Here is a 15,793-nt window from a genome sequence, read left to right as displayed (position 1 = left end):
GAACCTCTAGAGATTCCACTACAATGTGGAGCTCTACGGATGATAGAACAGTGCTTGGTGAGGTTCTGTTACCACTACTTGTAGCATAGTGGGATGGAAAACGGGGAGACTCCCGCGGGAGAAGGACCTAGGCGAGACCCCACAGAGAGTGTTAACGAACGAGGAGGCTTGCCGGTTCCCCCGCAGGAAAGCGAGTCGTTTTCCATCCCACGGTATTCTTATATGATCTAACAGAACCGTTCCACTGACTTCTTCAACATCCTAAAAAGACCACCGCTGATGGCGGTGGTCTGCTTGGTTACTTCACGGCTTCTTCTTTTTTAATTTCATAAAGCGTCGTGGCTTCGTTCTTATTGACATTCTCACGAAGGGATTTGACTTCGATAGTCAGGATTTTCTGACCGAACTGGATCGTCAATTCATCTCCAATCGAGACGTCACTTGCCGCTTTACTCTTGTTCCCATTAATCGTAATACGTCCTTGGTCCGCGACTTCTTTTGCTAACGTACGTCGTTTGATCAAACGGGATATTTTCAAAAATTTATCTAAACGCATGGTTACTCCGCTCCTTTATTGTTTTCCTTCGCCTGCACCCATAAGGCTTCCAATTCGTCCAGCGTATAGTTCGCAAGCTCTTTTCCTTGGCTCTTCGCCTCTTGTTCCATGGCGTATAGGCGGGTCCTGAATTTTCTGTTCGTTCGCTGCAGCGCGTTCTCACTACTCAATTTATAATGTCTCGCCACATTGGCGATCGCAAATAAATAGTCCCCGAACTCTTTTTCCATCTCTTCTTTATTCTTGTTCTCTCTTGCTTCCAAGAATTCCTGCCACTCTTCGTCGACTTTTGCAACGACAGGTTCAATATCATCCCAGTCAAAACCGACTTTCGCTGCTTTTTTTTGTAATTCTTCAGCTTGTAATAACGCCGGGAAGCTGGTTGGTACGCCATCAAGGATGGAGTCCGGCATCTCACCCTTCTCCTCTTGTTTGATCGCTTCCCAGTTTGTGACGACTTCATCGGCGTCGTTTACTGTGACGTGTTCGAAAACGTGAGGGTGACGACGAATCATTTTATCCGTCACCCCTTTGATGACATCTTCAATCGTGAAGAAACCATCATCTTCTCCGATTTGGCTGTGAAGCATCACTTGCAGAAGGACATCGCCGAGCTCTTCGGCGATATGGTCATCGTCTTGGCGATTGATCGCATCAATCACTTCATAGGCCTCTTCAATCAGATACTTCCTAAGTGATTCATGAGTTTGTTTGCGATCCCACGGACAACCACCCGGTGCACGCAATTGACGAATGACTTCGCGAAGCCTGAAAAATTGGTGGTTGAGAGATTCTTTGCTGACCGGTGGAACGTACACGCTCGTTAAATTATCCACCTCTACAGACCTGTCCAATTCTTCAAGCGGAACGGTCGTAAGCTTTTGGTTTTCGCTCCCTGCCGCTGTCACAATCGTCACCGGATGATCGGGAGAAAGGTCCTCCAAAAGCGTCAGCTTCACTTCAGAAGCAATCATCGTATCGTACACTTGGCAGAAGATCGTATGATTGATCAACGTGAGACGATTACGATCGAGGTCTGTAGCATCGACGAGTTGAAAACCTTCGATCGGATCAATCTCAAGCGCTTGAAAAGTGGCGTCGAGAAAGCTCTGGCCCCCTTTGATGGAGAGCTCAATGCGACCCGCTTCTCTTTCTTCGATGAGGAGTTGTATCGTGCGCTCCGCAAGCATCGGGTGTCCCGGCACAACATACAGAACGTCAGATGTTTCGGCTTTTTCAACGAGTTGGTGAACGATGGTCGTGTACACACTGCCGAATTGATTTTCCTGCTCATAAATGGAGTCGAACCCTGTAACGTTGATGCCTTCTTCCTGCAACTGTGTGATGACAGGGTGATCGATTGTTCGGCTATAGATGGTGCCTGTATGGTTAAGCAATTGGCGGTAGACACCGAGCGGCAACTGCTCGATATCTCCTGCGCCAAGCCCTAGCACTTGAATGGTATTCATGGTTTCCTTCCTTTCGGCAATAGTCGTTCCCATAAGCGGGATAGTGGGAGTCCTTGCACTTCTGCCCTGGTAAAGGCTCCTAGTTTGAGAAGCAAACCAAGGTACGTCATGCCACCGATACACGTAACAGAAAGCGTATAAACGAGCATGAGCAGTCTTTGGTGATCAAAGAGAGGCTCGACCCACCGGAACGCTAAGACGACGAGCATCATCGCTGAGATGGACACGAGCACTGGTACCCACGGCATATGAAACCAACGTTTGCCATTCATTTCTTGTCCTAAGATTACGATATTTCCGATAAAAACGAAAGCGACAGCTATGATGGAGGCAGCGGCTGCTCCATTCAATTCCCATAAGGGGATTAGCAGTTGGTTGGCGAGTACTTTCACGACTATACCGCCTAGAATGAAGAGGGCTGTCGTTTTTATATGATCCAACCCTTGTAAGATGGATGCCGTCGTCAGTGTCATCGAACTCAACAGTATGACGAGCATCAGCCATTGCAGGGCATCGGTTCCTTTTGTGTCTATGAAAAAGAGGGGATTGATGGTCGGAAATAAGAGAATCAACCCGACTGTCGATCCCAAGGCAATGATGAAGCTGAATTTGATGGCAGAACGAATGGATCGGCTCATCTCACGCGGTTGATTTTGTAATCGTTTCTGGCTGACTGACGGGATCAGGGCAAGTGCAATGGATGAGGCTAGTACGGTTCCCAACTGGATAAGCGGCTGCCCCCTGTCGAAGACCCCTTTTGATACCCTTGCTTCATGCAAGGATTGTCCAGACTCGATCAAACCCGGAACAAGGGTGAAGGCATCTACACCTTGAAGGGAAAGCAACAGCATGTAGTTCAAGCTGATCAATACGCCTGAGGTTATCATGGTTTTCACGTATGAAGCGGACGTTTTCATGCGTTGATTCGACCATATGCGGTTCTTTTTCACATAAAGTAGCAGAACGATTACGGCGATAACCGAACCCGTGCATGCGGCAAGTGAAGCTCCGCGTCCAATAGCGTAAAGGTCCCCGGTACGGACGGCGCACCAAGCGGTCATTAAAATCCCGACAACCCGGATAAGCTGCTCGATGATTTGAGAAATGGCGGTCGGCATCATCATGTGGTTGCCTTGGAACAAACCACGCAGCACAGACAAAAACGGGACAACCAAAAATAAGGCGAAGGCCGCTTGGATAGAGGAGGAAAGACGTCCGTCCCCCATCATTTCAGCGAGCGCATCAGCCTGGCTGTACCCTACTACGAAAAGGCTACCACAAAGGATGGAAAGCACTAAAAAAACAGGGACAACCAACGACTGGAATGATACCACCTTCCCTTGTTCCGTTTGTTCGGCGGTGAGCTTAGAGACAGCTGCCGGAAATCCATATAAGCCCAGCACGAGTGCAATCCCTAGAATTGGGTACACTTGTTGATAAATATAAAATCCAAGATCTCCAGTAATATTTTGAAGAGGCACTCGATAACCGGCACTCATCACTTTTCCGATAAGTCCCGCCATCGTTAGGAGGAAGGCCCCTTTCATTATGGATGAAGAGGTTTGAGTGGCCATAGTCGACCCTTTCTTTGTATGTAAACTCATAAGCGCATTATATCATATGGGGAGGGGATTTCGATTGACTCGGCGTGTTCATACACACAAAAGGTCAGACCCGTCTCGTTATGGATCTGACCTTTTCGTGCTACTCCATCTGCTTGGCCAAAAAACTGGCAGCCGTCTGAAGCACTTTCTCTGTACCATCTTCAATCGGGGATCCTTCTTTCGTCATAGCGACCACGCAACCAATCGGGTCTCCTTGAGCAATGATAGGATAAATAATAAAGGAAGTCACTTCTTCTTCTTGGCCCTTCACAAATTCAATAGGGGCTGGGTGCTTCTCCATGGACATCGTGCGGTTGTTCATGACATCTTCAATCTTGGATCCAATCGACTGATTTAAGTACTCTTTTTTCACTCCCCCTGCAACAGCGACAAATTCATCGCGGTCACAAATGAGCACAGGGGCTTCTAAAGATTCACTTAACGCTTCTGCATATTCTTTTGCAAAATCACCTAGCTCGCTGATCGGGGAATACTTCTTCAAAATTACTTCCCCTTCTCGATCGACGAATATTTCTAATGGATCTCCTTCGCGGATGCGTAATGTGCGACGGATTTCCTTCGGTATCACAACTCGACCTAAATCATCTATACGACGTACAATGCCTGTTGCTTTCATTCTTATGCTGCCTCCCTTTCTATGATGTTGGGCCTTCATTATCCTGTTTGAGTCGCATGCAGAATAAGCAGGTGATTACAGATAGTATGATTCAGCAATAAAAACCTATACACCCTACGTATGGATTTTTTTATGAAACAACGGATAAATAGTCGAATTATGTAAAAAAAAGCCCTCGTTTGAGGGCTTTTTTGCATGTTTCCTGCAGATGTCTGTGGACAGGTTCTGTTAGAACACCTTAAGAATGCCGTGGGATGGAGTCTTAAAGGTTCCGCATACATATCCTGAGGTGGTGGAGAAACGGCGACACTCCTGCAGGATATGCGGGCCTGGTGAGATCCCGCAGGTCGCGAAGCGAGCGAGGAAGCTCACCGCCGCCTGCGGAAAGGGAGTCGTTTCTCCACCACCGGACGCTCTCATTTTTTGGAGAACCGAAAGTAGCTTTAATGCTATTCAAGTTAGGCGTTCGTTGTTTCACGCATCATTTCCGGAAGCTTGCTTATAAACTCTTCCACAATTTCATAACGAGTCAAACGGGATTTCTTATCCCATGTGAACGTCACCTTCAATTGATTGTCTTCTGTCGATAATTGAATGAGGCGCCCGTATTGATTGGCGAACTCGAACAACTTCGCTCCATCTAGATTTTGACTCTGTTCTTTTTCCATGACCATCTCGATTTTTTTCTTTTTCTCAGTAATTGATTCGATTCGGGATTGCTTCGCATAGATCCGCAAACTGGAGACAGTGAATAAATGGCCCACTTCCTCAGGGTAATCCCCGAAACGGTCCATCAACTCATCCCTCAGATCATGAATATCTTCAATGGATTCAATCGCTTGGAATTCTTTATACATATCAATCTTCTGTTTTTCATCTTTGATATAATCCGGTGGAATATACGCATCGAGCATCACGTCTAGCTCAGGCTGGAACGGCTGGATCGCTTCAGGTTCTTTGCCTTGCTGCTTCGCTTCGATGGCATCCTTCAACATCTGTGAATACATGTCGAAACCGACCGAATCGATAAAGCCATGTTGTTGCGAACCTAACAAGTTGCCGGCTCCACGGATCGATAAGTCTCTCATGGCAATTTTGAAACCTGAACCAAGCTCTGTAAATTCTTTAATGGCCTGCAGTCGTTTCTCCGCGACTTCTGTCAGCACTTTATCTTTTTGATAAGTGAAATAAGCGTACGCTACCCTGTTGGACCTTCCGACACGACCACGTAGCTGGTACAACTGACTCAAGCCCATACGATCCGCATCGTACACAATAAGGGTATTCACGTTCGGGATATCAACACCTGTCTCGATGATTGTGGTACTGACGAGGACGTCTGACTCTCCACCTAAGAAGGAGAACATGACATTCTCAAGCTCGGTTTCATTCATTTGACCATGAGCAAACGACACACGTGCCTCTGGCACGAGTGCAGAGATTTCTTGAGCCATCCTCTCGATATTCTCTACCCGGTTGAATAAAAAGAATACTTGGCCATCTCGCGCCATTTCCCTCTCGACCGCTTCGCGTAAGAAAATCGGATTGTATTCGAGCACATAGGTTTGGATCGGGAAGCGGTTGGCAGGCGGCGTTTCAATGACCGACAAATCCCGAACTCCGAGCATAGACATATGCAAGGTACGTGGAATCGGCGTCGCTGTTAAAGTCAAAACATCGACGTTGTTTTTGAGCTGTTTGATTTTCTCTTTGTGCTTTACACCAAATCGCTGCTCTTCATCGACAATCAGTAAGCCAAGATCCTTGAAGACAATATCTTTGGATAAAATCCGGTGTGTGCCCACAATGACGTCGACCAGCCCTTTTCTCAAGCGATCGGTCGTTTCTTTCTGCTGCTTTTTCGTCCGGAAGCGACTCATCAATCCAATATTAGTCCCGAACCCTTGGCAACGCTCCTGCAACGTTTCATAGTGTTGCTGCGCCAAGATCGTCGTTGGAACGAGAATGGCCACTTGCTTGCCGTCCAGAATCGCTTTAAAGGCTGCGCGGATGGCAACTTCTGTTTTCCCGTACCCAACATCACCACAAAGCAAGCGATCCATCGGTCGGATACGCTCCATATCTTCCTTTATTTCTTCGATACAACGAATCTGGTCTTCGGTTTCCTCATAAGGGAAGGCCGCTTCGAAATCACGCTGCATTTCGCCATCTTCACTGAATGCATACCCTTTGGAGGCTTCACGTTCCGCATAAAGTTGGATCAGATCATCGGCAATATCCTCAACAGAGGACTGGACACGGCTCTTCACTTTTTTCCATTCACTGCCGCCGAGTTTGTACATCTTCGGCTCTTTACCTTCTGAACCGACATATTTCTGAATCAAGTCAATTTGATCGATCGGCACATACAGCTTGTCGTTCCCTGAGTACTTGACCATCAGAAAATCTTTATGATTTCCATTCATCTCGAGCGTTTCTATACCTAAGTATTTCCCAATCCCGTGATTGGCATGGACGATATAATCGCCTACTTTAAGCTCTTGATAATTCTTGATCCGCTCGGCATTGCTCATTTTTTGCTTACGTTTTGGCTTTGCTTTCCGCTTCTTGAATAGTTCATTCTCAGTCAGAACGGCGAGTTGATGCATAGGGAACTCGAAACCGCTGCTGACATTTCCTGTTACAATCGTCGGCTTCACCAGAGGTAACGAGACAGAACTCTCTTTCGCTATGACCGCTTCCATCTCATAATCCTCAAGAACAGTTTGGATTTTTTCGGCTCGTTGATTATCAGGAGCGAGAATAAGGACAGAGAAATCTTGCTTGTTCCACCGGTCCATTTCATTTTTCAATAAGTTCATTTGCCCATGAAATTGCTGCATTTGGCGACTGGAAATATTAATGATGTTCTGCGGTTGCGTGTTCGGTATATGTCTCATGAAAACCGACATGTAGAGACGCGGACGGTCCATTTTCGCCCATGTATCTTGCCAATCGAACGAAAGCTTCAAGTCTCGAACGGTCTGATTGGCCTCCAACAAACTCTCGTGCCACTCCGCTTCTTCTTGGTCTAAACGGTTGGCCGTCTCCTGGATTCGGCTCATTTCATCGAGCACCATCAGGCCATTTTTCGGCAAATAATCTAATAGACTATGCGCTTGTTCATAAAAATAACCGATGTATTTATACATCTCTTCAAAGCGGTCTTGCTGCTTCAAACGATCAATGTCGTGTTCAATTACGTCGTTCAGGGTCTCTTTGGCTTCTGTCTTCTGAAGTTTCTTTAACGAATCACTCAACGACGACTCTAGACGTTGTTCAGCGCGAGCAAAGTCCTCAGCTTGTAAGAGAAGTTCGGTAGCAGGGCCTATGGTCACTTCGTCCAGCTTTTGGTGCGATCGTTGGGTTTCTGAGTCGAAGGTTCGAATCGAGTCCACTTCGGTATCGAATAATTCAATTCGGTACGGGAATTCTGAGGTTAACGGATAAACATCCATAATGCCCCCGCGAATGGAAAACTCCCCCGGTGTCGCCACCATTTCTGTCCGTTCATATCCCATTTGGATGAAGCGGTTTAAATAACCATCCAAATCAATTTCTTCTCCAACACGAAAAGGGAGCTGATTATGCTCCCAGTAGGTTTTCGGTGGCATGACTCGTTTCAACGCAGCGACAGGCGCGATCAAAAGCCCTGAGTCTTGGTTGAGCCACTGATTCAATGACTCGATCCGTTGACTTCGTAACTCTGGACTGGCGATAGCAATTTCAGAAGCCATCAATTCATTTACCGGATACAAGTGAACTTGATCAGCATCCGTCAGCTCTTGAAGGTCATCATATAATTGTTGAGCTTGGATCAGCTGATGAGTGACAAGGAGCACCGGTCGCTTTAATGACTCTTTCAATAGTGAAATCATTAAACTTCTCGATGCTCCTGATAAACCAGCAATCATTTGCTCTTTTATTCCGGATTCAAACCCGTCGACAACAGAATGGATATCATCCTGTCTGTGTAAATAATCCTTTAATCCTTGCATAGCGAACTCCTCCACCATCCCGCTTGTTACAGGACTTAATGAATAAAATTATCTAATTCATGATAGTGAGGATGCTGATCTAAGCCTTCTTTGCATGAATCACAAATGGTTCGGATGTTCAGATCTCCATTACTGGCGCTATGGACCATCTGTTGCTGGTCATCATCATTCAGCACGTCGAACCCAAGTTGTGATACATCCACTTGTCTAGCATCCAATTCACCAACCTGACGTTGACAGTGCCGACAAAAATAACGAATTTTCATTTCCATCCTCCTTGAAGAGTTGATGGTCATTAGTTTTGCCGGCATTTCACTGGGTTATACAAAAGAGCGTTCTAGACCGCTCTATTTAGCATTAAATTCATTCATCACTTCGTTAAAGGACATGCCGATCCACGCTTCGCACGCCTTTACGGATTGCTCAATGCTATCAGCCACGGCTTCAGACTCGGACTTCGGAAATTCACCCAGTACATAATCAATGACCGTTGCAGGGGCTTCTGGCCTTCCAATCCCCACGCGCAAGCGCTTAAATTCTTTAGTACCTAAGTGATCGATCATATTTCGGATACCATTATGGCCACCATGCCCACCTTTTTTACGCAGACGGATCTTTCCTGGAGGCAAATCCAAGTCATCATATACGACGAGCACATCTTCCACGTCGATGTCGTAATAATCCATGAACGCTCGTACAGACTCTCCTGATAAATTCATATACGTCTGTGGTTTCAACAGAAGAACTTTCTCGCCATCTACATGTTCCGCCGTATAGACACCGCGGAATTTCTTTTGCGTCAATGACCAATGATTTTGGTCAGCAAGTTCATCTAGAACCATAAAGCCGATATTATGTCTTGTTTTTTCGTATTTTTTACCTGGGTTTCCCAGTCCAACAATACACTTCATTCATAACTCCCTTTTCTTCTTCGATGATTAGTAGCTTAGAAACTCATAAAGGCTTCTTTTCATTATATCAAAGCTTATATAAAAAAGATGTCAAACGCTACCGACATCTTCATGAATGAAAGAAAAAGGGCGGGCCCTCTGGCCTCGCCCCTGTTCATTGTCTTGCTTATGCTTTATCTTCTGTTTCCGTTTCTTCTTCGCCTTCATCATCACTTTTCTCGTTGATGACTTCTGGTTCAGCATCGGCATTTTCTGTATCCGGCTCTTCAGGCATTTCTTCCGGTGGAGTGACAACAGCAATGGTTGTGTCATCATCTTCCGTAATTTCGTATTTACGAGATGCCTTCAGATCGCTGACAAGAACACTGTCTCCGATGTTCATCTCAGATACGTCAACTGTGATCTCTTCCGGAATATCAGCAGGCTTCGCACGGATTGCCAATTCATAAAGTGGCTGTTGTAATACGCCGCCTTCTTTGGATCCTGCTGCTTCACCTTCTAAGTGTACAGGGACTTGGACGTCCATTTCTTCTGACATATTCACTACATAGAAGTCAGCATGTATAAGCTCGTCCTTAAGAGGATCCACTTGGTATTCGTGTAGCATCACGTCTACCGTATCATTACCATCAATATCTAATGAGATAATTGCGTTTTTACCTTCATCACGAACTGTTTTAAGTAGTTCAATACTGTTCACAGATACTGTGATCGGTTCGTTATCTTTTCCGTACACTACGCTAGGTACCTTACCTTCCAGTCGCAGTTCACGTGTAACGGATTGTTTGAGATTTTCTCTTTGATTCGCTTTTAGTTTAATAGCCAAATTAATCAACCTCCATATAAATACCAATCGTTTGTCATTTATATCAGTTTCCCGTTAATTCGCAGAGTTAAACCTATTTACAAAAATTAATCAAACAAAATGCTGATGGATTGACGTTCATGAACACGGATGATCGCTTCACTGATCAGTCCTGCAACAGATAATTCTGTGATTTTCTCGCTGGATTTGTCTTCGCCGAGCGGAATAGTGTTGGTGACCACAAGTTCTTTAATCTTAGAATTCTCGATACGTTCGATCGCAGGTCCAGATAGCACTGGGTGCGTACAACAAGCATAGACATCTTTAGCGCCATTCTCTATCAAAGCGTTGGCGGCTAAAGTGATCGTACCTGCCGTATCGATAATATCGTCAATTAAAATAGCGGTCTTTCCTTCGATGTTACCAACAATATTCATGACTTCGGCCACGTTCGGACGCGGACGTCGCTTATCGATGATGGCAATCGGAGCCTTCAGACGATCCGCCATTTTACGAGCTCGGGTCACACCACCGTGGTCAGGTGAAACAATGACAAGATCTTCGAAATTCTTCTCTTCAAAGTAATCGGAAAGAATAGGTACACCGACTAAGTGATCGATCGGTAAATTGAAGAACCCTTGGATCTGAGGGGCATGCAAGTCTAACATCAGAACGCGTGATGCTCCTGCTGTTTCCAATAGGTCGGCAATCAACTTCGCCGTAATCGGTTCACGAGCGCGCGCTTTACGGTCCTGTCTCGCATATCCGTAATAAGGCATCACAATATTGATGGTTCTAGCTGATGCACGTTTCAACGCATCAATCATGATCAAGAGCTCCATGATATGCTGGTTGACTGGTTCACACGTTGATTGAACCACATAAACGTCACAACCGCGAATACTTTCTTCAATATTGATTTGGATTTCCCCGTCACTGAAGCTCGTCACTGTACATTTACCTAATTCTACCCCGATGTTATCCGCAATCTCGCTTGCTAAATCAGGATTAGAATTTAAGGAGAACACTTTTAAGTTTGAATCCTTATAACCCGTTGCCATGGATTGAACCCTCCGTTAGTCTTTTTTGATTGATTTCATTTTCGTTGCATAGCCTTCTTTATTCGTTTGACGAGAACGTGCAATCGACAAAGCTTCTGCTGGTACATCTTCATTAATGGTAGAACCGGCCGCTACATAAGCGCCTTTTCCTACCGTTACGGGCGCAACCAAATTGGAGTTACAACCGATGAACGCATCATCTTCGATCGTTGTTAAGAACTTATTCTGTCCGTCATAGTTCACTGTAATCGTACCACAACCAATGTTCACTCCGCTTCCGACTTCTGCATCGCCAATATAACTTAGATGAGAAGCTTTACTTCCTTTACCGAAGGAAGCTTTTTTCACTTCTACGAAATTACCGACTTTTACATCGTCTTCGAGTGAAGATTGAGGGCGAATATGAGCGAATGGTCCAATCTGTACACGAGCTCCGATACGGCTGCTTGTTGCTACGCTTTGCTTTAAGACAGTAGCTTGGCCGATGGAACAACCTGAGATAGTGGAGTGAGGACCGATAACAGCGTCATCTTCTACTGTCGTTTCCCCTTCTAACACACATCCCGGATGAATCGTTACGTCTTGTCCAATCGTCACATCTGGACCTATATAGGTATTTGCCGGATCGACGATGGTTACTCCAGCGCGCATATGCTTCTCATTTGTCCTCTGCTTCATCAGGGTCTCCGCTTTCGATAGCGCAACACGATCATTGACACCTAAGGATTCTGAGAAATCAGGCGTTTGATAGGCACTGATCGTCTCCGACTGCTTCTTCAATATTTCGATGACATCAGGGAGATAGTATTCCCCTTGTACATTATCATTAGACACATTTTGTAACGCCTGGAAAAGCGCCTGATTATCAAAACAGTACGTACCTGTGTTGATCTCTTGAATAGCCTGTTCCTCGTCCGAAGCATCTTTTTGCTCGACGATTCGCTCGACTTGACCATTGCCACCGCGAATGACACGACCATACCCTGAAGGGTCCTCAGCATGTGCTGTTAAAATCGTGGCTTTTGCTTTTTCAGAATCGTGGTGATCGAGAAGCTGCTGCATCGTTTCTCCCGTTAACAAAGGGGTGTCTCCACATACAACAACGGTCGTTCCCTCTTTATCGGCTAAAATATCTTCTGCCTGCAAAACGGCATGACCTGTTCCCAACTGCTCTTTCTGGATGACATAATGACTATCCTTACCTAGTTGGTCTTGAACCTTCTCCGCTCCAAAACCGACCACCGTAATCAATTCTTTTAAATCCAGTGTATTCAGTTGGTCAACGACATGTTGAACCATTGGTTTTCCGCATACAGGATGTAACACTTTATATAACTTAGACTTCATACGAGTTCCTTGTCCGGCTGCCAAAACGACAGCGTATCGATTCGTCATGAACGTACCTCCATCCTAATTATCCATTATGAATAATATCTTAAAACCAGCTTTATTTCAATCCTGACATCGATTGGCAAACGGGCGCTCAATCGTGACCGGTAGCGGGCCTAAGGGGCAGGTTGTCTTAGTATATATTCCCTGTCCATAAGATGGAACTCCAAGGGTAGGCGCCATCACCCTCGCACGTCCCATTCCATCGACACGTACCTACTTATTCTTAACGATACCCACCATTCTACAAAAATAAAAAAGAAGCCTAACCTGAATAGAGGTTAGACTCCTGTTGTTTCGTAAGTATTAAGAAGCACCGGCCTCTTCAAACTCGACTTCTACCTGCTCCTCATCTCCGGCATTATGGTATTCTTCAAGAACAGCGTCTTGAATCTTCCCACGTGTACCAGAATTGATCGGGTGTGCAATGTCTCTAAACTCACCATCTGGAGTACGCTTGCTCGGCATGGCTACGAATAAGCCATTGTTGCCATCAATCACCCGTATGTCATGGACAACAAACTCTTGGTCCAAGGTAATAGAAGCAATTGCTCGCATTCTTCCTTCCGTATTTACGCGTCGCAGTCTTACGTCAGTTACTTCCATTAAGATTCACCACCTTTTTTTCAAAAAGAACTTATGTACAAGAATTCCACAAAACGCCAGAAATTCCTGCCTATTTTCTAAAAAATTTTTCAAATCAATTAATTCTATGTGGTCTTTCGGTGGAGTTCAAAAGTCTCGCACGCTCCGAAGCCTGTCCTCATCGGGGTCAGACAGAGTAATAAAAAAAGCTATCCAACTGAATTGGAAAGCTCTTTTTTTCTTATGATAGATACTCTAACAAGTTTCCGGGCCTTACCTCGATCGTCTGCTTCCGGTCATCCGCATTCATAATTTGGACGAGAGACAAATAGTCTTCTACGACCCGTTCTTCATCTTCATCCTCCGCTTCGGCCAGTACCCCTATGCCTACGACTTCGGCTTCAAACTCTTTCAACAGGTTTTTCATCCCATTGATCGTGCCTCCAGCCTTCATGAAATCATCGATGATGCAGACTTTTGACCCTTGTTTAAGAGAACGTTTCGTTAATACCATGGTCTGAATCTTCCTTGTAGAACCAGACACATAGTTGATACTGACTGTGGAGCCCTCCGTCACTTTCGGATCTCTCCTGGCAATAACGACAGGGACGTTGAGATAAGACGCCACGGCATAAGCTAACGGAATCCCCTTCGTGGCAACGGTGATAATCGCATCAATCTCTTTATCATGGAAAGCAGAAGCAAATATACGACCGATGTTTCTTGTCGTTTCAGGATCACCTAAAATATCGCTCATAAACAAATACCCACCAGGCAAGAGACGCTCCGGATCCTCTAATCGTTTGCATAGACCTTCGACAAACTCATAACTGTATTCTTTGGAGTAGGCAGGAATGTATTTTACACCACCAGCCGCTCCAGAAACGGTTTCCAAATATCCAATACCTTCGTGCTGAAACATTTTATTCACGATGCCCAAATCTTCACTGATCGATGACTTCGCTGCCTCATATTTTTCCGAGAAAAAAGGAAGAGAAATCAGTTCTTTCGGGCGATCTAAAATAAAGTGGGTCATTGCGACTAATCGTTCACTTCTTTTCATAGACCATACACCTCAAAATCCGAATATTGTTTATACAATATATCAGATTCGTACGGTTTTAATCAAGTTATTTCACGATATCCTAACATTCTTACGATATAAACCTCTTCACAAAAACCTTTTAAGCTATTGTAGATCCGCTGGGCCCGAGCATCCTGTTCAACTAACCCAAAGACAGTTGGACCGCTCCCGCTCATCAGGACAGCATCTGCCCCGCCTTGATTCATCTGTTCCTTGATCTGACCGACCTCTTCATGAAGATTCATGGTCACACCTTCTAACGTGTTGCCAACATTTGTACAGATTTCAGCGAAATCTTCCTTTCGCAATGCTTCGATCATCGCTTTCGTGTTTGGATGATGAGCCTTTTCTAACTCCAAACTTTGATAAACGGTCTGCGTTGAGACCCCGATCGACGGCTTTGCTAGAACCACCCAACAAGGCGGGGGTGCCGGCAGTTGCTCGACTTTTTCCCCTCGACCTGTTGCGTGAGCGGTACCTCCATAAACACAAAAAGATACATCCGAACCAATCTTCGCTCCAAGTGTCGCTAGCTCATCCAGGCTTCTGTTCAACCCCCACAGTTTGTTCAAACCGCGCAGAACAGCTGCCGCATCACTACTTCCACCCGCAAGCCCTGCTGCTACAGGAATATTCTTTTCAATAAAGATGCGAACACCAAGGGAAACACCATAATGGTCTTTCATTAATTTGGCCGCACGATACGCCAAGTTTCGTTCATCATTTGGTACAAACCGATTTTCCGATTCTACCTTGATCGTACCTTTTTCCAAGAGATTCAGTTCTAGCCGATCCGCCAAATCAACGGTCGTCATGATCATTTCAACCTCATGGTATCCGTCATCCCGTTTATGCAGTACATCTAAAGACAAATTTATTTTAGCAGGAGCCTTTTCTAAAATTTGCATTCCAGCACCTCATCTTCTCAAGTTATCTCCAAGCATTGTATCATATTTTCCATTTGAAAAGAGACTTCAAATATGTAAAAAAGCCCCCTGCCACGTCTCGTAACAGGGGGCTTTGCACTTATTTTCTCGCCATTTGTTCTTCTGCCATTTGAACAGCGCGCTTCACCATATTGCCGGCTTCGCGTGTTGTAATACCGCCCCAGCCATCTGTCTGCACCTTGTCGTAAAAACCAAGTTCCTTCGCGATCTCTTCCTTCAACGAATCGGACATAACTCCCTTGCGTCGTCCCATCGTCTTCAGCTCCTTTCGCTTTCACTTGCTACGACAATTGTAGTATGTGCAGGGGATGTAGCTTTTACTTCAGGCATATGTATGAAGGGATGGCAGTCATTACATGTAGTATGAGGCCATTCCTTCAGGTAAAATAAAAAAAAGCAGCAAACCAACGTTTACTGCTCAAGCGCTAATGTTTGTAGATCGTCGAAGTTTAACTCTACTGTCTCTGTAAGTACATCTGCATAGCTGTAAGATACACGTTCAAAAGCATTTTGTTCTTGGTCAAGTTCAACAATGAACACAGCAGGGTACGTTTCAGCCAAAATTCCCGAGCGTTCAATCGTCTTTCTGCGTCCACCATTTGCCTTCAGCGTCAAACGTTTACCAATCTGTCCTTCTAAGGACTGCTTAATTTCTACTAGCGTTTTAGCCACTACACTCCACCTCACTAAATTCATTTTACCACGCGCTTGGGACAAAGTCAAATAAAATTATTAATTATACCAATG

The 15,793-nt window shown here is 45.2% G+C and carries 15 protein-coding genes; all 15 read right to left on the bottom strand.

Features of this window, described 5'->3' with window-relative positions; genetic code table 11:
• Window positions 1-298: 298 nt before the first annotated feature.
• The 15 genes from H0266_RS19150 to veg all read right to left on the bottom strand — a co-directional run bounded on the left by H0266_RS19150 (window position 299) and on the right by veg (window position 15,718).
• A complete protein-coding gene (locus tag H0266_RS19150; RefSeq protein WP_181474053.1) occupies window positions 299-556 on the bottom strand; it encodes an RNA-binding S4 domain-containing protein in 258 nt (85 codons plus the stop codon).
• A 2-nt stretch (window positions 557-558) separates the two neighbouring features.
• Window positions 559-2,025 carry a bifunctional methyltransferase/pyrophosphohydrolase YabN gene (gene yabN / locus H0266_RS19145; protein ID WP_181474052.1) on the bottom strand — a complete coding sequence of 489 codons (1,467 nt, stop codon included), beginning with the start codon at window positions 2,023-2,025 and terminating at the stop codon, window positions 559-561.
• Window positions 2,022-3,629, bottom strand: coding sequence for a putative polysaccharide biosynthesis protein (locus tag H0266_RS19140; protein WP_246364280.1), 1,608 nt, complete (start codon window positions 3,627-3,629; stop codon window positions 2,022-2,024). Before H0266_RS19140 ends, yabN begins: the two co-directional genes overlap by 4 nt.
• 100 nt (window positions 3,630-3,729) lie before the next feature.
• Window positions 3,730-4,266: a stage V sporulation protein T gene (gene spoVT, locus H0266_RS19135; protein ID WP_181474051.1), complete on the bottom strand. Its 537-nt coding sequence runs from the start codon at window positions 4,264-4,266 to the stop codon at window positions 3,730-3,732.
• 458 nt (window positions 4,267-4,724) lie between these two features.
• Window positions 4,725-8,264: a transcription-repair coupling factor gene (mfd, locus tag H0266_RS19130; RefSeq protein WP_181474050.1), complete on the bottom strand. Its 3,540-nt coding sequence runs from the start codon at window positions 8,262-8,264 to the stop codon at window positions 4,725-4,727.
• A gap of 35 nt (window positions 8,265-8,299) precedes the next feature.
• Complete coding sequence (fin, locus tag H0266_RS19125; protein WP_181474049.1) at window positions 8,300-8,530, bottom strand: anti-sigma-F factor Fin; 231 nt, start codon at window positions 8,528-8,530, stop codon at window positions 8,300-8,302.
• An 81-nt stretch (window positions 8,531-8,611) separates the two neighbouring features.
• The gene (gene pth, locus H0266_RS19120) at window positions 8,612-9,175 is read right to left on the bottom strand and encodes an aminoacyl-tRNA hydrolase (protein WP_181474048.1); all 564 of its coding nucleotides are present in this window, start codon (window positions 9,173-9,175) and stop codon (window positions 8,612-8,614) included.
• Window positions 9,176-9,341: 166 nt separating this feature from the next.
• Window positions 9,342-10,001: a 50S ribosomal protein L25/general stress protein Ctc gene (locus tag H0266_RS19115; RefSeq protein WP_181474047.1), complete on the bottom strand. Its 660-nt coding sequence runs from the start codon at window positions 9,999-10,001 to the stop codon at window positions 9,342-9,344.
• An 86-nt stretch (window positions 10,002-10,087) separates the two neighbouring features.
• A complete protein-coding gene (locus tag H0266_RS19110; RefSeq protein WP_181474046.1) occupies window positions 10,088-11,041 on the bottom strand; it encodes a ribose-phosphate diphosphokinase in 954 nt (317 codons plus the stop codon).
• 15 nt (window positions 11,042-11,056) lie between these two features.
• Window positions 11,057-12,436, bottom strand: a complete 1,380-nt coding sequence (glmU, locus tag H0266_RS19105) for a bifunctional UDP-N-acetylglucosamine diphosphorylase/glucosamine-1-phosphate N-acetyltransferase GlmU (protein ID WP_181474045.1) — start codon at window positions 12,434-12,436, stop codon at window positions 11,057-11,059.
• Between the two features lie 300 nt (window positions 12,437-12,736).
• Entirely contained in the window at window positions 12,737-13,036 is a 300-nt protein-coding gene (gene spoVG / locus H0266_RS19100) for a septation regulator SpoVG (RefSeq protein WP_181474044.1), read from the bottom strand.
• Between the two features lie 220 nt (window positions 13,037-13,256).
• The gene (gene purR, locus H0266_RS19095) at window positions 13,257-14,078 is read right to left on the bottom strand and encodes a pur operon repressor (protein WP_181474043.1); all 822 of its coding nucleotides are present in this window, start codon (window positions 14,076-14,078) and stop codon (window positions 13,257-13,259) included.
• A 62-nt stretch (window positions 14,079-14,140) separates the two neighbouring features.
• On the bottom strand, window positions 14,141-15,007 hold the full coding sequence (gene ispE / locus H0266_RS19090; RefSeq protein ID WP_181474042.1) for a 4-(cytidine 5'-diphospho)-2-C-methyl-D-erythritol kinase: 867 nt from the start codon (window positions 15,005-15,007) through the stop codon (window positions 14,141-14,143).
• 118 nt (window positions 15,008-15,125) lie between these two features.
• Complete coding sequence (locus tag H0266_RS19085) at window positions 15,126-15,299, bottom strand: small, acid-soluble spore protein, alpha/beta type (RefSeq protein ID WP_181474041.1); 174 nt, start codon at window positions 15,297-15,299, stop codon at window positions 15,126-15,128.
• 158 nt (window positions 15,300-15,457) lie between these two features.
• A complete protein-coding gene (gene veg, locus H0266_RS19080) occupies window positions 15,458-15,718 on the bottom strand; it encodes a biofilm formation stimulator Veg (RefSeq protein ID WP_181474040.1) in 261 nt (86 codons plus the stop codon).
• Window positions 15,719-15,793 lie beyond the last annotated feature (75 nt).

Source organism: Halobacillus locisalis (assembly GCF_013694105.1).
GTDB classification, from domain to species: domain Bacteria; phylum Bacillota; class Bacilli; order Bacillales; family Halobacillaceae; genus Halobacillus; species Halobacillus locisalis.
The sequence above is the reverse complement of the archived record's forward strand: the minus strand, read 5'-3'. Positions and strand labels throughout refer to the sequence as shown.